Origin of the sequence: Corynebacterium sp. SA-MJD20WY100, assembly GCF_039822565.1 — a bacterium.
In the GTDB taxonomy this organism is placed as follows: domain Bacteria; phylum Actinomycetota; class Actinomycetes; order Mycobacteriales; family Mycobacteriaceae; genus Corynebacterium; species Corynebacterium phoceense_A.
Window position 1 is genome coordinate 46,172 of record NZ_JBCJKS010000012.1, and the last position, 17,960, is coordinate 64,131.

General features: G+C 65.1%; 20 protein-coding genes. 18 read left to right on the forward strand and 2 right to left on the reverse strand.

Annotated features, from left to right (window positions below):
* Positions 1-210: 210 nt before the first annotated feature.
* From rplM to ABJ196_RS07940, 7 genes are all read left to right on the forward strand, one after another.
* Positions 211-654, forward strand: a complete 444-nt coding sequence (gene rplM / locus ABJ196_RS07910) for a 50S ribosomal protein L13 (RefSeq protein ID WP_347305990.1) — start codon at positions 211-213, stop codon at positions 652-654.
* Positions 654-1,187 carry a 30S ribosomal protein S9 gene (rpsI, locus tag ABJ196_RS07915; protein ID WP_347305992.1) on the forward strand — a complete coding sequence of 178 codons (534 nt, stop codon included), beginning with the start codon at positions 654-656 and terminating at the stop codon, positions 1,185-1,187. The genes rplM and rpsI overlap by 1 nt, the downstream gene beginning before the upstream one ends.
* A gap of 131 nt (positions 1,188-1,318) precedes the next feature.
* The gene (locus ABJ196_RS07920; RefSeq protein ID WP_347305994.1) at positions 1,319-1,828 is read left to right on the forward strand and encodes a DUF4272 domain-containing protein; all 510 of its coding nucleotides are present in this window, start codon (positions 1,319-1,321) and stop codon (positions 1,826-1,828) included.
* A gap of 49 nt (positions 1,829-1,877) precedes the next feature.
* Positions 1,878-3,221, forward strand: a complete 1,344-nt coding sequence (gene glmM, locus ABJ196_RS07925) for a phosphoglucosamine mutase (RefSeq protein WP_347305996.1) — start codon at positions 1,878-1,880, stop codon at positions 3,219-3,221.
* A 203-nt stretch (positions 3,222-3,424) separates the two neighbouring features.
* Positions 3,425-3,733, forward strand: a complete 309-nt coding sequence (locus ABJ196_RS07930; RefSeq protein WP_347305998.1) for a hypothetical protein — start codon at positions 3,425-3,427, stop codon at positions 3,731-3,733.
* Entirely contained in the window at positions 3,730-5,403 is a 1,674-nt protein-coding gene (locus ABJ196_RS07935) for a hypothetical protein (RefSeq protein ID WP_347306000.1), read from the forward strand. Before ABJ196_RS07930 ends, ABJ196_RS07935 begins: the two co-directional genes overlap by 4 nt.
* Positions 5,403-5,678, forward strand: a complete 276-nt coding sequence (locus ABJ196_RS07940; protein ID WP_347306002.1) for a hypothetical protein — start codon at positions 5,403-5,405, stop codon at positions 5,676-5,678. Before ABJ196_RS07935 ends, ABJ196_RS07940 begins: the two co-directional genes overlap by 1 nt.
* A 105-nt stretch (positions 5,679-5,783) precedes the next feature.
* Here the strand turns inward: ABJ196_RS07940 and ABJ196_RS07945 are convergent, their stop codons facing one another.
* Entirely contained in the window at positions 5,784-6,611 is an 828-nt protein-coding gene (locus ABJ196_RS07945) for a dienelactone hydrolase family protein (protein ID WP_347306004.1), read from the reverse strand.
* Between the two features lie 161 nt (positions 6,612-6,772).
* Here ABJ196_RS07945 and glmS point away from each other — a divergent pair, with 161 nt between their 5' ends.
* The 8 genes from glmS to tsaD all read left to right on the forward strand — a co-directional run bounded on the left by glmS (position 6,773) and on the right by tsaD (position 14,983).
* Positions 6,773-8,644, forward strand: coding sequence for a glutamine--fructose-6-phosphate transaminase (isomerizing) (glmS, locus tag ABJ196_RS07950; RefSeq protein WP_347306006.1), 1,872 nt, complete (start codon positions 6,773-6,775; stop codon positions 8,642-8,644).
* A 129-nt stretch (positions 8,645-8,773) separates the two neighbouring features.
* Entirely contained in the window at positions 8,774-9,886 is a 1,113-nt protein-coding gene (gene alr / locus ABJ196_RS07955; protein ID WP_347306008.1) for an alanine racemase, read from the forward strand.
* A complete protein-coding gene (gene tsaE / locus ABJ196_RS07960; protein ID WP_347306010.1) occupies positions 9,879-10,382 on the forward strand; it encodes a tRNA (adenosine(37)-N6)-threonylcarbamoyltransferase complex ATPase subunit type 1 TsaE in 504 nt (167 codons plus the stop codon). Before alr ends, tsaE begins: the two co-directional genes overlap by 8 nt.
* A 99-nt stretch (positions 10,383-10,481) precedes the next feature.
* The gene (locus ABJ196_RS07965) at positions 10,482-12,071 is read left to right on the forward strand and encodes an aspartate:alanine exchanger family transporter (RefSeq protein ID WP_347306012.1); all 1,590 of its coding nucleotides are present in this window, start codon (positions 10,482-10,484) and stop codon (positions 12,069-12,071) included.
* A 130-nt stretch (positions 12,072-12,201) separates the two neighbouring features.
* The gene (locus ABJ196_RS07970) at positions 12,202-12,672 is read left to right on the forward strand and encodes a hypothetical protein (RefSeq protein WP_347306014.1); all 471 of its coding nucleotides are present in this window, start codon (positions 12,202-12,204) and stop codon (positions 12,670-12,672) included.
* Positions 12,672-13,424 carry a tRNA (adenosine(37)-N6)-threonylcarbamoyltransferase complex dimerization subunit type 1 TsaB gene (tsaB, locus tag ABJ196_RS07975; RefSeq protein WP_347306016.1) on the forward strand — a complete coding sequence of 251 codons (753 nt, stop codon included), beginning with the start codon at positions 12,672-12,674 and terminating at the stop codon, positions 13,422-13,424. The genes ABJ196_RS07970 and tsaB overlap by 1 nt, the downstream gene beginning before the upstream one ends.
* Complete coding sequence (locus ABJ196_RS07980; protein WP_347306018.1) at positions 13,425-13,928, forward strand: GNAT family N-acetyltransferase; 504 nt, start codon at positions 13,425-13,427, stop codon at positions 13,926-13,928.
* A gap of 2 nt (positions 13,929-13,930) precedes the next feature.
* The gene (gene tsaD / locus ABJ196_RS07985) at positions 13,931-14,983 is read left to right on the forward strand and encodes a tRNA (adenosine(37)-N6)-threonylcarbamoyltransferase complex transferase subunit TsaD (protein ID WP_257035864.1); all 1,053 of its coding nucleotides are present in this window, start codon (positions 13,931-13,933) and stop codon (positions 14,981-14,983) included.
* Positions 14,984-15,001: 18 nt separating this feature from the next.
* Here the strand turns inward: tsaD and ABJ196_RS07990 are convergent, their stop codons facing one another.
* Positions 15,002-15,187, reverse strand: a complete 186-nt coding sequence (locus tag ABJ196_RS07990) for a hypothetical protein (RefSeq protein WP_347306020.1) — start codon at positions 15,185-15,187, stop codon at positions 15,002-15,004.
* A gap of 148 nt (positions 15,188-15,335) precedes the next feature.
* Between ABJ196_RS07990 and ABJ196_RS07995 the strand changes: the two genes are divergently transcribed.
* The 3 genes from ABJ196_RS07995 to groL all read left to right on the forward strand — a co-directional run bounded on the left by ABJ196_RS07995 (position 15,336) and on the right by groL (position 17,927).
* The gene (locus tag ABJ196_RS07995) at positions 15,336-15,764 is read left to right on the forward strand and encodes a hypothetical protein (protein WP_347306022.1); all 429 of its coding nucleotides are present in this window, start codon (positions 15,336-15,338) and stop codon (positions 15,762-15,764) included.
* A gap of 240 nt (positions 15,765-16,004) precedes the next feature.
* Positions 16,005-16,304: a co-chaperone GroES gene (groES, locus tag ABJ196_RS08000; RefSeq protein WP_181734627.1), complete on the forward strand. Its 300-nt coding sequence runs from the start codon at positions 16,005-16,007 to the stop codon at positions 16,302-16,304.
* Positions 16,305-16,310: 6 nt separating this feature from the next.
* Positions 16,311-17,927, forward strand: a complete 1,617-nt coding sequence (gene groL, locus ABJ196_RS08005; protein WP_347306024.1) for a chaperonin GroEL — start codon at positions 16,311-16,313, stop codon at positions 17,925-17,927.
* Positions 17,928-17,960 lie beyond the last annotated feature (33 nt).

A 17,960-nucleotide genomic window follows, 5' to 3' on the forward strand; every position in this document is an offset into this window, starting at 1 on the left:
CGCCGTGCCGTGGCTGGGAAGCGGAGAATACGGCGTTTTGGGTTTTAGCCGCTGGTCGGGTTAGAATTTTCACCCTGTGTGTTCATCGCGCGCGCCGTGGAGCGCTGCGCGAGCTTCCTCCTACAGGTCTCCACCGGCCGCTGCAGTGGGGAAGCCAAGGTTCACAGCGATGGCCGGCAGCCTACTTAAGAGACTTTTAAAGGAGTCATCTTGTCTACTTTCCACCCGAAGAGCGGTGACATCACCCGCCAGTGGTACGTCATCGACGCTACCGATGTGGTGCTGGGCAAGCTTGCTTCCACCGTGGCAGACATGCTGCGTGGCAAGCACAAGCCGCAGTACGCACCCAACGTTGATTGCGGCGACCACATCGTCATCATCAACGCCGACAAGGTCCACGTGTCCTCCAACAAGCGTGAGCGCGAGATGCGTTACCGCCACTCTGGCTACCCGGGTGGTCTGAAGACCATGACCCTGGGCCAGTCCCTGGACACCAACCCGGTCCGCGTCATCGAAGAAGCTGTGCGTGGCATGATGCCGCACAACAAGCTCAATGACGCCGCCGTCAAGAAGCTCCACGTCTTCGCAGGCGAGGAGCACCCGTACGCCGGTCAGAAGCCGGAGACCTTCGAGTTTAAGCAGGTGGCACAGTAATGACCGAGCAGAACATCGACAACAACGTAGCCGACGCTGCTGACATCGCTGCAGCTACCGCCGCAACCGAGGAGTTCACCAACACCATCGGTGACCAGCTCGCACCGGCCGCTGAGGAGACCGAGGCTGCTGCCCCGGCGTACTACGAGGGTCCGATCCAGACCGTCGGTCGCCGTAAGCGCGCCGTCGCCCGCGTCCGCATGGTCGCTGGCGCTGGCGAGATCGTCGTCAACGGCCGTTCCTTCGACGACTACTTCCCGAACAAGCTGCACCAGCAGGACATCCTCCTGCCGCTGACGCTGCTTGAGCGTGAGGGTCAGTTCGACATCAAGGTCACCGTCAACGGTGGCGGCCCGACCGGCCAGGCTGGCGCACTGCGTCTGGCCATCGCCCGCGCACTCAACGTCTACAACCCGGGTGACCGCGCTGCCCTGAAGAAGGCCGGCCTGCTCACTCGTGACGCTCGTGCCGTGGAGCGCAAGAAGGCTGGTCTGCACAAGGCACGTCGTGCCCCGCAGTACTCCAAGCGTTAATCTTCGCTCTTACTGCGCCAAAGCCGCTGCTTCCCGCGTGGAAGCGGCGGCTTTCGCCGTTTTCCGGCTCGCCCCACGGGCCGCTGGGCAGCAGGACAGGCATGGAGCTCATTCTCAACGCCTAGTCCACCGTGCGCGAGGAGAGTCCCCGGAGAAGCCCGGCATCTCGCACGATGAGCCTCACGGAGGCACAGCTGCATGCGCGCGACTCGAAAGATCCCGACGCCCTGCTGCAGGCGGCCTGGAGCATCGAGGCCGCGCGAGTGCTCGCGTGGATCGTGGGATTCGTGGACCTTGACCCCACGCGCCAGGACCTGGCGGATCCGCAGGAACTCTATGACGTCATCGAGGTGAAGCCGCCCTCGTTGCAGGAGATTTACGAGGCGTGGGAGCGCACTTTCTCGCTGCGGTGGTACGGCGTGGATATGCGGGTGCGGCGCTCCCCGGGTGCGCCGATCCCGGATACGGCGCGTGAGCTTATTGGGCAGGAAGAAAGCATCCTGCTTGAGCGCCACCACGCCTTTGCGTGGTTCATGGAACCCCGCGTACCCAGCTACGACCGCGTAAGACCTGTCGACCTAGCCGCAGCTCATCCAGGACCCGGCTCGCTCGGCGTGCGAGGAGGCATGAGCAGGGGGTGACTCCGCCCTAACGTGGAGCAGGCTGCGCCTACGGTGCATAATTGAATACATGACTCGACTCTTTGGAACCGACGGAGTTCGCGGCCTCGCGAACCAGAAGCTGACACCGATCCTGGCCTTGAAGCTGGGGCAGGCGGCCGCCGAGGTGTTCACGGCCGACCGCGAATCCTTCGAGCGCCGCCCGCTCGCCATCATCGGACGCGACCCCCGCGTCTCCGGCGAGATGCTTGACGCCGCCATCGCCTCGGGCCTCGCCTCCCGCGGCGTTGACGTGCTGCGCGTGGGCGTGTTGCCCACCCCGGCCGTCGCCTTCCTCACCGATGATTACGGCGCGGATTTCGGCGTCATGATTTCCGCCTCGCACAACCCTATGCCGGACAACGGCATCAAGTTCTTCTCTGCGGGCGGCCGCAAGCTGCCGGATTCTATCGAGGATCAGATTCAGGCTCAGATGGACACGCTCACCGAGGAAGGCCCCACGGGCACGAAGCTCGGCCGCGTCATCACGGAGGCCCCGGACGCCCGCGAGCGCTACTTGAAGCACCTCGCGGAGTCCGTCACGGTGGACCTCACCGGCATCAAGGTCGTCGTTGACACCGCCAATGGTGCCGCCTCCAAGGTTGCCCCGCGCGCCTACGAGGCCGCCGGTGCCGAGGTCATCGCCATCCATAACAAGCCGAATGCCCTCAATATCAATGAGGGCTGCGGCTCCACCCACATTGAAAAGACGCAGGAAGCTGTCCGCGAGCACGGTGCCGACTTGGGCCTGGCCCACGACGGTGACGCTGACCGTTGCCTCGCCGTCGATGCTGAGGGCAACGTCGTGGACGGCGACCAGATTATGGCGCTGCTCGCCGTAGGAATGAAGGAAGAAGGCCGCCTGCGCGATAGCACGCTCGTCGCTACGGTCATGTCCAACCTGGGCCTCAAGCTGGCCATGAAGGAACAGAACATCACCGTCATCGAGGCCAATGTGGGCGACCGCTACGTCCTCGAGGAACTGGGCAAGGGTAACTTCTCGCTCGGCGGCGAGCAGTCCGGCCACGTCGTGATCCCGGCCAACGCCACCACCGGCGACGGCACGCTCACGGGTCTGAACATCATGGCCCGCATGGCGAAGACCGGCAAGTCCCTCGCGGAACTCGCATCCGTCATGACTGTCCTGCCGCAGGTCCTCATCAACGTTCCGGTCGCCGATAAGACGACCATCATGAGCAGCTCTGAGGTCCAGTCCGCCATCGTCGAGGCCGAGTCTGAGCTCGACGGCACCGGCCGCGTCCTCCTGCGCCCCTCGGGCACCGAGGAGCTCTTCCGCGTCATGGTCGAGGCTGCCGATGCTGAGCAGGCCCGCAAGGTCGCCGGCCGTCTCGCCGCCGTTGTCGCCGCGGCTTAAGCCCCAGCTTTCCGATGCCGCCTCGCGTCCGCGCGAGGCGGCCTTCGGCGTTTTCGGTCCATTGCGGCACGCGCGTTCGGCCGCGTCGGATTGCTCTGTGCGGCGCTGACCATCAATCACGGCGGGCTGGGAACCTTTCGGGCGCGGTCACAGTCCAATAGGGGTGGAGCAGAAAGACATACCGCTACCGCAGGAGGTTCCCAATGACTGATGTCTTCCTTGATGTGGGTGAGGCCTCGCGCGCACTCCAGTCCGTGGCTGAGGGTGCTCGCGCAAGCCACACGCAGCACGCCGCGCTCACCCCACACTTTCCACCCCACGCGGCCGGCAAGGCCTTCGCCGGGCATGCCGCGCGCCTTCAGGCTGCCTTCATGACGGTGCACGAACGCGGCGCCCTGCGCTTCGCTCACGCCGAGTCCGTCGCGCAGGCGGCCGTAGCCCAGTTCGCCGCCGTTGGTGCGGCGGACGACGCTAACGCTGCGCAACTACGTGGCGTGGGAGGAGCGTTATGAGCACCGCCGTCGCCTCGCGCCTGGGCGACTACGGACGCGCCATCGCCTTGTTCCAAGCCGCGACCGGCGGCGCCTACAGCGGCCCGTCCATGCCGTTGGGGCTGCTCCAGGAACTCGTGGGCTCTGCCGATGGCATCGATACCCGCGCGCTGGTCTCGTCAGTCGAGGCCGCCGTCGGCGTCCAACGCGCCGGCAAGGGCGGCAAGAGCGGTGCGGGCTCCTCGGGATCGTCTTCCGGCTCCGGCGCGTGGAGCTTGCTGCGTGACGTCATTCAGAAACTCGGCGTCGAACTCGCCGCGGGCTCCATCTTCGACTTCCTCGGCAACATCGAAGGCCTCGGCTCCGCCGACGCGCAACAGCGAGAGGAGCTCGTGGACCAGGCAGGGGAGTGTGCCTCCGCCATCGACGATGTCGTCCACGTGTCAGAAACCTCCATCGAGGAAATCCTGGGCGCCGCCATCCCTCTGCTCGGCACGCTCACCTCGCTCGTCTCCAAGATTCATCCGCTAGCTCGCGCTCTCGTGCCCATCATCGCCTCCGCGGGCGATGAGATTATCGAGCACACCAACGGGCTGATCGCGCAGACCTGCCGCGACCGCGATGGCACCATCGAGCGCTGCTACGACGCCCTCGAGCACTGCTGTGAGCAGGCCTGCTCCACCGAGCTGCCCACCCGTGTTCCCGACGCTGCAACCTGCGCTCCGCCGCCCGCATGCCCGACCCCCGCGCCCGTATCCGCGCCGCCGGCCTGCCCCACGCAGGATTCCGTTTCCGGCACGGCACCGGCTTCGGTACCCGCATCTGCGCCGGCTCCTGCGCCTTCCCAGCCTGCGCCTGCCGTTGCGACCCCGTCCTCGAACAGCGTCCCATCCGCGGAGTGCGCACCGCCTGCGCCGAATCAACCACGCACGACGCCGAGCTCGACGCCGCCCACGCCACGTCCTGCCGTGGAACCCCAACGCACTCCGCCAGCGCCTCATGAGTGCGAGTGCCCGGAGCCTGCGGAGTCCCGTGATGACTGCGTCGACCGCCCCGCAACGCCACTGCCAGGAGAAACGAAGCCTCCTGCCGCCTGTGACACGGTGCTGGCGCAGGAGCCCGTGGTTGTCGAAGAGTGTCGTACGGACGAAGCAGTCGCGCCCGAGCCTGCCGTCGAGTGCGACGTCGAAATGCAGAACGACTGCGAGGAGACCGGCGTCGACATCGGCACCCTGTGCTCTGGATTCCTTGGTGGCTTCGGCGTAGGCGTGGCCATCATCGGAACTGGCTTGCTCATCGCCGCAGCCGTGGACTTTGTCTCTCACCTCGAGTTGCCTGACGTCGCTCCGGAACCCGCACCCGAGCCGGCCCCTGAGCCCGCGCCGCAGCCTGAGCGCGCACCAGAGCCGCCCGCTCCTGCCCCGGTGAAGAACGATGACGGTGTTTATACGCCGCCAGCTGAGCTAGACGAGGTAAAAGAGCCTGCGCCGCCGCCCAAGAAGCTGGCGCATATGGCAGGCAATACCGGTGCTGCGCAGGCAGGGGTGCCGGTCGCAGACACGCCCGCCCCTGCGGCGCCCGCGCAGTCCGATGCTTCACCCGCAGCTCCGCCCTCCGCACCAGCGCCCGCTGCGCCGGTGCCTCCTCCTGGGGGTTCGTCCTCTCGTGCTCGAAAGGCAGGTCAGTGGTAATGACTACGAACTTTGATGAATTCGCACGCGCCTTCCGCGAGCGGACTGCTCGCCGGCTTCTGGAATTTGAAAAGACGCTGGCGAAGGCACAAGACGATATTGAGAAGGCCGTGCACGACGCCCGCGATGAAATGCGCCAGCGCCCGCCCAGCCACGCGAACGGTCCTGCGGACGCACCCACAGAGACTCGGCATGCAGCCGGTGCACGTCCGTATGCGGCGCATCAGACCCGTGGCACCCAAGGTCGCGTGAAATCGGTGCTGCGCCGGCAGTAGTGTTACGTCCGTAGAAATAGGTCAAACCCCGCGGCCCTCGCATCGTTGTGATGCCAGGAACGCGGGGTTCGGCGTCGTCGCGGAAGTGCCGCGAAGCACAAGGGCCTAGTGGTACTGGTTGGCCTTCTCTGCGAGTTCCTCACCCAGCAGGGAGTGCACGCCCTTGGCCGTAGCGTCTGCCTCGGCGAAGTCGGAGTACTTCTTCTCATTGCCCAGCGTGGCGAGGAGGAAGCCGACGAGCAGCGCGCGGGCGGTCTCACGCGGACCGGACTGGAAGATGCCGGTACCGAGCGCCAGCTTCTGCATGGTGTTTTCTGCGAAGCCCGGTTGCGTGCCCTTGTCGAGCTCGCGGTAGACGGCCGTGCCGCCCCAGCTCTGTGCGAGCTTGGCCGGGTTGCCCGCGGAGAGGAAGTCATCCAACTTTGAGCCGATGATAAGCCCCGGTGCCTGCACCGAGCGGGCAGCGGTCGTCGCGGAAGGCGAGACCATGGCGGGGTAGAGGGCGCCCACGGCACGCACCTTTTCGTTATTGGCTGCTGCGAGCACCGCGGCACCGCCGCCCATGCCGTGGCCCACCATGCCCAAGCGGCCCGGGGAGACGGTGATATTACCCTGGCCCAGCTTCACGCCCGCGGCGATCTGCAGTGCGGATTCCATGTCGGCGACGAGGCCGCGGACGTTGGGAACCAAGCCATTTTCGGTGTCCGGTGCAACGACCACGATGCCCCAACTGGCCAGGTGGCGCAGCGTGGAGTGGTAATGCTTGATATTCGTGCGCCAGTCGTGGCCAAAAGCCACGGCAGGCAGCGCTTTCCCCTCAGCAGGGGTGTACACCTTGCCTTCAAGGCCGGCGTAGGAAAGATCGCCAGTAAGAACGCGGTACGGGCCACGCTTGGACAGGGTCGCTAGATGCTTATTCAAATTCGCAGACACGCTACCCAGGATAGAGGAAGAAGCGTAGGCATTGGGCGCAAAGAGCGATAGAAGCGATTTTTGCAGTGAGTCAGCACAAGGGCGGGCGCGTAGAGGGGTGATTGTCGTTCCCCAAGTGCTTACTCCTCTATATAGGGGACTATCAGGTAACATCTGCAACTATGTGTGGAATTGTTGGATACGTCGGTCACTACGCTGATGACCGCGAATACTTTGCCCTTGACGTTATTCTCGAGGGATTGCGTCGACTCGAATACCGCGGCTATGACTCTGCTGGTATCGCCGTCTTCGCGGAGGGAGAAATCGGTTGGCGCAAGAAGGCCGGTAAGGTCGCCGCTCTCGAGCAGGAGATCGCGGCACGCCCGCTCAAGAACTCCGTCCTGGGTATCGGTCACACCCGCTGGGCAACCCACGGTGGCCCGACGGATCTTAACGCGCACCCGCACGTTGTTGATGGCGGCAAGCTGGCCGTCGTCCACAACGGCATCATCGAGAACTTCGCCGAGCTCAAGTCCGAGCTCACGGCGAAGGGCCACAACTTCGTGTCGGAGACTGACACCGAGGTCGCTGCAGCGCTACTGGGAGACATCTTCCACAACGAGGCCAACGGTGACCTCACCCGCGCTATGCAGCTCACCGGCCAGCGCCTCGAGGGTGCGTTTACCCTCCTGGCCATTCATACCGAGCAGGCAGACCGCATCGTCGCTGCCCGCCGCGACTCGCCGCTGGTTATCGGCCTGGGCGAGGGCGAGAACTTCCTGGGCTCGGACGTCTCCGGCTTCATCGACTACACCAAGTCTGCCGTCGAGATGGCCAACGACCAGGTTGTGACCATCACGGCAGACGAGGTCACTATCACCGACTACAACGGCAACCCGGCCGAGGGCAAGCCGTTTGAAATCAAGTGGGATGCCGCCGCTGCCGAGAAAGACGGCTTCAGCTCCTTCATGGAGAAGGAAATCCACGATCAGCCGGCCGCCGTGCGCGACACGCTGCTCGGCCGCTTTGACGAGCAGGGCAAGCTCACTCTCGACGAGGTGCACATCGACGAGTCGATCCTTAAGTCCATCGACAAGATCATCGTCATCGCCTGCGGCACCGCCGCCTACGCTGGCCACGTGGCCCGCTACGCCATCGAGCACTGGTGTCGTATTCCTACCGAGGTCGAGCTCGCTCACGAGTTCCGTTACCGCGACCCGATCGTCAACGAGAAGACCCTCGTTGTCGCGCTGTCCCAGTCGGGTGAGACCATGGATACCCTCATGGCCGTGCGCCACGCACGCCAGCAGGGTGCGAAGGTCATCGCCATCTGTAATACGCAGGGGTCTTCCATCCCGCGCGAGGCAGACGCTGCGCTCTACACTCACGCTGGCCCGGAGATTGCCGTTGCGTCCACGAAGGCGTTCCTGGCGCAGATCACCGCGACCTACCTGCTGGGCCTCTACCTGGCGCAGCTGCGCGGCAACATGTTCGCTGATGAGGTCCAGAGCGTCATCTCCGAATTGCGCGCCATGCCGGACAAGGTTCAAAAGGTCATCGACCAGGAAGACCAGGTCTACGCGTTGTCCACGTCCATGTCGGATGCAGACTCCGTGCTCTTCCTTGGCCGCCACGTGGGCTTCCCGGTCGCGCTCGAGGGCGCGCTCAAGCTCAAGGAGATCGCGTACCTGCACGCTGAGGGCTTCGCCGCTGGCGAGCTCAAGCACGGCCCGATCGCTCTTATCGAGGAAGGCCAGCCGGTCTTCGTTATCGTGCCGTCCCCGCGCGGCCGCGACTCGCTGCACTCCAAGGTCGTCTCCAACATCCAGGAGATCCGTGCCCGCGGCGCAATTACCATCGTCATCGCCGAAGAGGGCGACGAGGCAGTGGAGGCCTACGCTAACCACATCATCCGCATCCCGGAGGCGCCCACGCTCATGCAGCCGCTGCTCGCCACCGTGCCGCTCCAGATCTTTGCGTGCGGCGTCGCCACCGCGAAGGGCTACGACGTGGACCAGCCGCGTAACCTGGCCAAGTCCGTGACGGTCGAGTAATCGCGCACGAGCTCTCGCAACTCGTATGAGTCGCGTGGAAATTCACGATTTTCGCGCAACTCATACGAGTTTTGTCTTTTCGCGGTCCAGCAGCCCGTGCTCGCGGGTAACAGTGGCACAATAGACGCCATGTCACAGCCCACTGTTCAGACCCCACTTCGCACGCGCATCGACTTGGACGCGATTGCGCACAACGTTTCCACCATCAAGGACATGGTGGGGCCGGACGTCAACCTTATGGCCGTCGTCAAGGCGGATGCCTACGGCCACGGCGCCTTGGAAGTTGCGCGCGCCGCCGAGCGTGCGGACGCCTTTGGCGTAGCGACGGTGGCGGAGGCGCTGGAGCTGCGTGAAGGGGGCATCGGCAAGCCCATCTGCGCGTGGCTCTGGGACCCGGAGGACGATGTGTCCACCCCGCTGGCCGCGCGTATCGATGTAGCGATTCCGAGCCTGCGGCACCTGGGGGTGCTCATCGAGGCGCAGGTGCCGGCGCGCGTGTACCTCAAAGTCGAGACGGGCTTGCACCGCGCGGGCCTGGATCCGGCTGAGTGGGAGGAGGCCTTCGCGCTCGCCCGCGACGCGGAGCACCTCGAGGTGCTCGGGCTTATGTCGCACCTGGCGTGCGCGGACGAGCCGGAGAATGACTACACGGACTTCCAGGCCGCGAATTTTGCCCGGGCCCTCGAGCAGGCGCGCGCGGCGGGCCTGGAGTGCCCCGTGAACCACCTGTGTAATACGCCGGGCACGTTCACGCGGCCTGACCTGCGCTACGAGCAGGTGCGCGTCGGGCTGGGCATCTACGGCCTGGAGCCCATCCCCGGACAGGACCATGGCCTGATTCCCGCCATGACGTGGGCGGCGACCACGATGGCCGTCAAGCCTATCGCGGCGGGGGAGGGCACCTGCTACTCCATGACGTGGCATGCGGAGCGCGATGGCTACCTTGCCAACGTGCCGGTGGGCTACGCAGACGGCCTGCCGCGCGCGTTCCAGGGCAAGCTCCAGGTGGGCATTGGCGGGCACCTCTATCCGCAGGTGGGTCGCGTGTGCATGGACCAGATTGTCGTTGACCTCGGCGACAACCCGCACGGCGTGCGCCCCGGCGACGAGGCCATTATCTTCGGCGGGGGCGGCATGTCCGCCACCGAGCTTGCCGATGCCGCCGGCACCATCAATTACGAAGTCGTGTGCCGCCCCACGGGGCGCACCGTCCGCCAGTACGTGGGAGGAACACATGCGTAGCAGTTTTCCGCAGGAGGGCCGCCGCCAGTTCGCGACGGCCGCGGACACCCAGGCCTTCGGCGAGGAGCTTGGAGCGGCGCTGGAGGCGGGCGACCTGGTCATCCTCGACGGGCCGCTGGGCGCGGGGAAGACGACGCTGACACAAGGCATCGCGCGCGGCATGGGGGTCAAGGGACGCGTGACGTCCCCGACCTTTGTCATCGCCCGCGAGCATCGGTCGCTGGGGGAGGGACCGGCGCTCGTCCACGTCGACGCGTACCGTCTCCTCGACGATTTCGGGGCGGGCTCTGGTGACCCGCTGGGCGACCTCGACGCGCTCGACCTGGACACGGAGCTTGAGGACGCTGTCGTCGTCGCAGAATGGGGTGGCGGACTGTTAGCCCAACTGTCAGACGCCTACCTCTATGTGGGGTTGGATCGCGAACCTGAGAATCGGGCAGAAACGGACGCAGATACACGCGAAATCACGTGGCGCTGGGTAAACGCGGGAAATTAAGCTATCAAGTACAGGCGTCCTGTAGAGCACCTATATAAGTGATAAGTATCCCATAGTCCCAGGTTGACGCGGGATTATCGATTAAGTCAAACTGGAGCGGTGTTAAATTTCCTCGCATCCAATCCGCTCTTCACGCTGTTTCTCATCATGGCGGTCGGCCTGGCGATCGGAAAAGTAAAGGTATTCGGAATTTCCCTCGGCGCCGCAGCCGCCATGTTTGTTGCGTTGGGTTTGTCTACGGCAAACCCCGACATTCAGATTCCGGCCTTTGTCTACCAATTTGGTCTTGCCATCTTCGTCTACGCCATTGGTTTGGGATTCGGCCCGTCCTTCGTCCGCGACTTTAAAAAGCGCGGCTGGAAGCTGACGGTCTTTATGATCGGCATGCTCATCGCGCTCGTTGCCGTGGGCTACCTCCTCATCACTGTCTTCCACCTCAAGGTTCCCGTCGCCGTGGGCATGTTCGCCGGCTCTCTGTCGTCCACGCCTGGTATGGCTGCTGTGGTCGAAATGCTCGGCAACTCCGAGCCCGTCGTCGGCTACTCGCTGGCGTACCCGGGCGCGGTCATCGGCGCGATCATCGTCGCTGCCGTGGGCGCCATTATCCTCAAGGTCAACCACGAAAAAGATGCGCGCGATGAGGGCATGGTTCCTTCGCCGCTCATCTGGAAGGCCGTCAAGCTCACGCGCGATTTCCCGGATACCGCGGGCCACATCAACCGCGTCACCGGCCAGACGGTCGTCGCCACCCGTTTCATCCCGGACGTTGATCATCACCGTCTCGCCATCCCGGAAATGCCGCTCGAAAAGGGCGCGGTCTTTATGATCAACGGCACCGAAGAGGCCGTCAACGCCGCCATCGAGGTCCTGGGCACCGAAGAGTCCGTCGAACTCACCGAGGACGCTGGCCTGCTCTACACCCGCGTCACGGTCTCCAATCCGGAGATTGCCGGTAAGCGTATTCGCGACATCAAGGCGCTGGACCATGGCTTCATCATCGCGCGCGTGCGTCAGGGCGATAACGACATCGTCCCGCACGCGGATACCGTCCTTAACTACTCGGACCGCGTCCGCGTCGTCACCGCTCCGGAGCGCCTCCCCGCCGTCAAGGACTACCTCGGTAACTCCGAGTCCGCACTGGGCAACGCTGACCTGCTGTCCATGTCCATCGGCCTGACCCTCGGTATGCTGCTCGGCCTTATCCCGATTCCGATCCCCGGCGGCACGACGCTGCAGCTCGGCTTCGGTGGCGGCCCCATCGTCATGGGTCTCTTCCTCGGTTACCTCAACCGCACCGGTTCCATCAACTGGCAGATGCCGTTCCACACGCGCCAGGCCCTGTCGACCCTCGGTCTTACCTTGTTCCTCGCGGGCGTCGGTACCTCCGCAGGCGCCTCCTTCCGCGCGGCGCTGACGGACCCGGCATCGCTCAAGGTCATGGGCGTCGGCCTTATCATCACCCTCATCTCTGCCATCGGCATTGGCCTCATCGGCATGCTCGTCTTCCGCCTCAAGTGGGACGAGGCCATGGGCTGCGCTGCCGGTATGACCACCAACCCCGCGGTGTTCAGCTACCTGCAGGGTCAGACCAAGACGGACCTCGCCAACCGCGGCTGGGCCACGGTTTACCCCACGACGATTATCGGCAAGATTATCGCCTCGCAGGTGCTCCTCGTCCTCCTCATGTAAAACCAATCGCTTATGACCCCGTCGCGTCCCCGTTACGCGGCGGGGTTTCGACATGCTTGTGGCCTGGCGAGTACCATTTAGGGAAGTTTGCACCCCATGTACTCGCATTTATTAAGGAGCGCACGCCTTCATGAATAAGGTCGGCCAAGCCATCACCACCCTTGTCATCGGTCTCTTCGCTATCGCCCTCGTGGGCATGGTTGCGATGAGCGCCACGCGCCCGGCCCAGCCGGTCGACCGCACCTTCGCCGAGGCCGTCGAGACCATCGACGACGCGAACCTCAATGCCACCGCGCTCGCCGTCGCCGACGTGTACGGCCAACCGTGGGTCCAGTTCCTCAACCTGTGCCCGGGCACCACCCCGGACGATATCCGCAACGGTCTTCAGGTCAACCCGGAAAACCTCGGGATTACCGAGACCGTCCCGCAGGGCACCAACTACATCGTGGCGATGAACACGGACCAGCAGTTCTACGCGGAGAAGATCTCCATGGACAAGGTCGACATCTGCACCAACGTGGGCCAGCTGCCCATGTCCAACGCCGCGTCTATGCTGCCGCTCGCCAAGACGCCTGAGGGCCAGTGGGTGTTCGCGGGCTAATGCGCGTTCTCGCTCTCGACACCGCCACGACCGATCTGGTCACCGGCCTCGTCGATCCTTCTGATCCCGCCGCCACCCGCGAGCGGATCCTCACCGATACCCGCGCGCATAATGAGCAGCTCGTGCCCACCGTCGAGGCCTTGCTTGCCGATGCCTCCTTGACCTACGCCGACCTCGACGCCCTCGCCGTCGGCTGTGGTCCCGGCCCCTTTACCGGTCTGCGCGTGGGTATGGCGACCGCCCAGGCCTTTGGCCAGGCCCTCGGCATTCCTGTGGTGGGCGTGTGCTCCCACGACGCCATCGCGCACCAGCTCGCCGCGCTCGGCGAGTCCGGCACGTGGCTCATCGCCACCGATGCCCGCCGCAAGGAGGTCTATTGGGCGACCTATGAGTTCGCGGGGGACGGAGTCCACCGCCTCACCGAGCCCTCCGTCTCCAAGCCGGAAGCGCTCGCCGCGGAACTCGGCGACATCACCGTTGACCACATCGTGATCCCCGAGGCCATCGCCCCGCGCTTGCCCGAGGCGCTCGCCGCGCTCCCGCGCGAATGGGACACCCCGCGCCCCGCAGGCCTCGTCGCCGCCGCAGCTGCCGATGCCGCCTCCCGCGGCCAGTCGCTTACCGCACCCGCCGCCGACGTCCCGCCGCTCGTGCCGCTCTACCTGCGCCGCCCCGACGCCGTGCCGCCGAAGCCCACGCCGCGCTCGGCAGCCCTTCCTCCGCTGCCGCAGGATTCTTCTGAGGCGAAGTAAATGTTCCTGCGTGAACTCACCGACGCCGACGCCCCGCGCTGCGCCGAACTTGAAGTCCAGCTCTTTCCGGGGGAGACCCCGTGGAGCACGGAGGTCTTCCTCGCCGACTTCGCCCAGCCGCACACTTTTTACTTCGGCGTCCAAGACGGCGAGCCCGACGGGGACGGCGTGCTTCTCGGCTACGCCGGGCTCGCCATGATGGGCCCAGTCGGCACCCCGGAATTCGAAATACTTACCATCGGCACCGCGCCCGAGGCCCAGCGCCGCGGCGTCGGCCGGCTCATGATGGAAAATATCTGCCACATCGCGGACCTCAAGGACGCGCCTGTCTTCCTCGAAGTCCGCGTGGGCAATGACCCCGCCATTCTTATGTACGAGGCCTTCGGCTTCGAGATGATGGGTCTGCGCCGCAATTATTACCAGCCGTCCGGCGCCGACGCCCACACCATGAAGCGCGCAGCGTGCGCCGCTGGCGCGTCGCACGATAACACTGAAAAGGAATAGACATGTTGGTCCTGGGAATTGAATCCTCCTGCGATGAGACCGGCGTAGGCATCGTCGAGCTCGACGGCGACGGGTACATGGATATCCGCGCCGATCAGGTCGCCTCGTCCATGCAGCAGCACGCCCGCTTCGGCGGCGTCGTGCCCGAGATCGCCTCGCGTGCGCACCTCGAGGCCATGCCGCAGGTCATGCGTGCCGCGCTCGACGAGGCCGGTATCGACAAGCCCGACGCCGTCGCCGCGACCGTGGGGCCGGGACTGGCTGGCGCGCTGTTGGTGGGGGCATCGGCAGCCAAGGCGTACGCCGCAGCCTGGGGCGTGCCCTTCTACGGCGTCAACCACCTTGGCGGTCATGTTGCCGTCGCTAACCTCCAGGGCCAGAAGCTGCCGCACTCCATCGCGCTGCTCGTCTCTGGCGGCCACACGCAGATTCTTGAGGTCGACGCCGTGGGAAAGCCCATGCGCGAGCTCGGCACGACCCTCGATGACGCCGCCGGCGAGGCCTACGACAAGGTCTCGCGCCTGCTCGGCCTGGGCTACCCGGGCGGCCCGGTCATCGACAAGCTGGCGGCCCAAGGCGAAGCGAATATCAACTTCCCGCGCGGTCTCTCCCGTGCCGAGGACCTGCGCGGTGAACACCGATACGACTTCTCGTTTTCCGGCCTGAAGACCTCCGTCGCCCGCTACGTGGAGAAGGCCGAGCGCGAGGGCCGCGTCGTCTCCGTCGAGGACATCTGCGCGTCCTTCCAAGAGGCCGTCGCGGACGTGCTCACGCACAAAGCGATGCTCGCCCTTGAAGACACGGGCGCGAAGGTCATGCTGCTCGGCGGCGGCGTCGCGGCGAACTCCCGCCTGCGTTCGCTCGCGGCGGAACGCTGCGCGGCCGCTGGCGTCGAGCTGCGCGTTCCGCCGTTCCGCCTGTGCACGGACAATGGCGTGATGATCGCCGCCGTCGCCGCCCAGCTCATCCACGAGGGTGCGCAGCCTTCGGGTCTGGCCTGCGGTACGGACACGGCGCTCGAGGTCGAAACGCCGCTCGTCCTGCCGGTGGGGTAGCAGATGACGCTGTGTTCTTTACACAGCATAATACTTCGAGGCCAGGCCAATGGCGTCGTAGTAAACGACATCCTCCAACTCTTCAGCCGCGGCACCAATCCAGAGAAAAGCGGTGAGTTCGTCACTCTGAAAGAACGCACGAACTACAGCACGGGTCGCGCCGAAGCGCAGCGATACAGGGACGGGGCCGAGAGGAATTTTCATGTCCTACCGTCACCAAGGCCCCGCCATGGACAGGGCGCCGGAGCGTGGTGTTGCGTATGTATTCGAGAATGAATGTTCTCGACGCGCGAAATTGCTCTCGGGGCGGTACGGTTTACATGATCCCGCCCCTTTTGCAAGGAGACATACTATGACCACCGGCTACCTCGTCAACCCGGACCTCACCCGCCGCCAGATCAACTTCGAGCTTGAGCACGCCCAGCAGTTCCTGGGCGGTGCCACGGAGGACCGCGTGGCCGTGGCTTTCCAGGATGACGGCTCGACGTACGCGGCACTGTTCAACCCGAATGCAAAGGCGGAGGGCGCCGAGCCGAACCCGGTGGCCTCGCTCGCGCGCAACGCCGCAGCGACGGGCAACTCGGCCTTCCTCCAGGATCCCATCCGCGCCATCTGCGGCTCGGTGATTTTCGTCGACGCCGAGGGCCAGGACGAGCCCATCGAGGAGGTCATTGCCGCTGTGGAAAACGGCGTGCGCGCGGTGAAGAACTACCGCGAAGACCAGCCGGAGGAATACCAGCTGTGGCGCGCTGCGGTCATGAACTCCGACAAGCAGCTCTAACTCGTCCGGCGAGAATGCTCGCCCCCCACAATCGGCCCGTCGCCCGCGTCATAAGAGCAGGTGGCGGGCCGTTCGCGCAGGGCGAACTTCCTGGCACTCGTATTTGTTGAGAGTTAGCAGTCACGGGGGTAGAGTGCTAGGTAGGTTGTTTGACTCACAGTTGTTCACCCGCGACGACGGCTGTGCTGGCAGAAAAGAATGCAACCGGCACATACAACTACACTGATTCATTTCGAAAGGATCATCATGGCAAACATCAAGCCGCTGGAAGACAAGGTCCTCGTCCAGATCGTCGAAGCTGAGACCACCACCGCCTCTGGCCTGGTTATCCCGGACTCCGCCAAGGAGAAGCCGCAGGAGGCCACCGTCGTGGCCGTCGGCCCGGGCCGCACCAACGACAAGGGCGAGGTCATCCCGGTCGGCGTCAAGGAAGGCGACGTGGTCGTGTTCTCCAAGTACGGCGGAACCGAGCTGAAGTACGACGGCCAGGAGTACCTGCTGCTGTCGGCTCGCGACCTGCTCGCCGTCGTCGAAAAGTAGGCCCGTATGCCCAAACTTATTGCATTCGATCAGGAGGCTCGCGCGGGCATTCAGCGCGGCGTGGACACGCTTGCCGATGCCGTCAAGGTCACCCTCGGCCCCCGCGGCCGCAACGTTGTCTTGTCGAAGGCTTTCGGTGGCCCGACCGTCACCAATGACGGTGTGACCATCGCCCGCGACATCGACCTGGACGAACCGTTTGAGAACCTCGGTGCCCAGCTCGTGAAGTCCGTGGCTGTAAAGACCAACGACATCGCCGGTGACGGCACCACGACGGCGACGCTGCTCGCCCAGGCGCTCGTCTACGAGGGCCTGCGCAACGTGGCCGCCGGTGCCAACCCGGTCGAGCTCAACCGCGGTATTCAGGCAGCGGCGGAGAAGGCCGTGGAAGAGCTGAAGAAGCGCGCCACGCCGGTCGCGTCCTCGCGCGATATCGCGCAGGTCGCCACCGTGTCCTCCCGCGACCCGGAGGTCGGCGAGATGGTCGCCGGCGCCATGGACAAGGTGGGCAAGGACGGCGTCGTTACCGTCGAGGAGTCCCAGTCCATGGAGTCCACGGTCGACGTGACCGAGGGTATTTCCTTCGACAAGGGCTACCTTTCCCCGTACTTCGCGACGGAGGAGGAGACCTACAACGCGGTCCTCGATAACGCCGCCATCCTGCTGGTGCGCAACAAGATCTCCTCGCTGCCGGACTTCCTGCCGCTGCTCGAGAAGATTGCCGAGTCCTCCAAGCCGACGCTCATCATTGCCGAGGACGTCGAGGGCGAGCCGCTGCAGGCACTCGTCGTAAACTCCATCCGCAAGACCCTCAAGGTCGCCGCTGTGAAGGCTCCGTACTTCGGCGAGCGCCGCAAGGGCTTCATGGATGACCTGGCTGTCGTCACCGGCGCCACCGTCGTCGACCCGGAGGTGGGCATCAACCTCAACGAGGTCGGTCTCGAGGTGCTGGGTTCTGCCCGCCGCGTCACCGTCTCCAAGGAAGACACCGTCATCGTCGACGGTGCCGGCACCAAGGAGGCCGTCGAGGAGCGCCGCGAGCAGCTGCGCCGCGAGATTGAGCGCACGGACTCCACGTGGGACCGTGAGAAGCTCGAGGAGCGCCTGGCCAAGCTGTCCGGTGGTGTCGCGGTCATCCGCGTCGGTGCTGCAACCGAGACCGAGGTCAACGAGCGCAAGCTCCGCGTCGAGGACGCCATCAACGCGGCCCGCGCAGCCGTCGAGGAAGGCGTCATCGCTGGCGGCGGCTCCGCACTCGTCCAGATCTCCGCTGAGCTCGAGAAATTCGCCGAGGACTTCGAGGGCGAGGCCAAGATCGGCGTGCTCTCCGTGGCCCGCGCGCTCACGCGCCCGGCCTACTGGATTGCTCAGAACGCCGGCCTGGACGGCTCCGTCGCCGTCGCGCACGTCGCGGACCTTGCCAACGGCGAGGGCCTCAACGCCGCGACGCTCGAGTACGGCAACCTCATCGAGCAGGGCATCATCGACCCGGTGAAGGTGACGCACTCCGCCGTCGTCAACGCGACGTCCGTCGCACGCATGATTCTCACGACTGAAGCCTCGGTCGTGGAGAAGCCTGCCGAGGAGACCCCGGCCCCCGCCGCCGGTCACCACCACCATTAATTAATCGGCTCGCCGCCAACCCCGTCCACCCGT

Bases quoted from the DNA above. Each gene is read 5' to 3' on its own strand.
- rpsI (WP_347305992.1), top strand. From the start codon at position 654: ATGACCGAGCAGAACATCGACAACAACGTAGCCGACGCTGCTGACATC.
- glmM (WP_347305996.1), top strand. From the start codon at position 1,878: ATGACTCGACTCTTTGGAACCGACGGAGTTCGCGGCCTCGCGAACCAG.
- ABJ196_RS07930 (WP_347305998.1), top strand. From the start codon at position 3,425: ATGACTGATGTCTTCCTTGATGTGGGTGAGGCCTCGCGCGCACTCCAG.
- ABJ196_RS07935 (WP_347306000.1), top strand. From the start codon at position 3,730: ATGAGCACCGCCGTCGCCTCGCGCCTGGGCGACTACGGACGCGCCATC.
- ABJ196_RS07940 (WP_347306002.1), top strand. From the start codon at position 5,403: ATGACTACGAACTTTGATGAATTCGCACGCGCCTTCCGCGAGCGGACT.
- glmS (WP_347306006.1), top strand. From the start codon at position 6,773: ATGTGTGGAATTGTTGGATACGTCGGTCACTACGCTGATGACCGCGAA.
- alr (WP_347306008.1), top strand. From the start codon at position 8,774: ATGTCACAGCCCACTGTTCAGACCCCACTTCGCACGCGCATCGACTTG.
- tsaE (WP_347306010.1), top strand. From the start codon at position 9,879: ATGCGTAGCAGTTTTCCGCAGGAGGGCCGCCGCCAGTTCGCGACGGCC.
- ABJ196_RS07970 (WP_347306014.1), top strand. From the start codon at position 12,202: ATGAATAAGGTCGGCCAAGCCATCACCACCCTTGTCATCGGTCTCTTC.
- tsaB (WP_347306016.1), top strand. From the start codon at position 12,672: ATGCGCGTTCTCGCTCTCGACACCGCCACGACCGATCTGGTCACCGGC.
- ABJ196_RS07980 (WP_347306018.1), top strand. From the start codon at position 13,425: ATGTTCCTGCGTGAACTCACCGACGCCGACGCCCCGCGCTGCGCCGAA.
- tsaD (WP_257035864.1), top strand. From the start codon at position 13,931: ATGTTGGTCCTGGGAATTGAATCCTCCTGCGATGAGACCGGCGTAGGC.
- ABJ196_RS07990 (WP_347306020.1), bottom strand. From the start codon at position 15,187: ATGAAAATTCCTCTCGGCCCCGTCCCTGTATCGCTGCGCTTCGGCGCG.
- ABJ196_RS07995 (WP_347306022.1), top strand. From the start codon at position 15,336: ATGACCACCGGCTACCTCGTCAACCCGGACCTCACCCGCCGCCAGATC.
- groL (WP_347306024.1), top strand. From the start codon at position 16,311: ATGCCCAAACTTATTGCATTCGATCAGGAGGCTCGCGCGGGCATTCAG.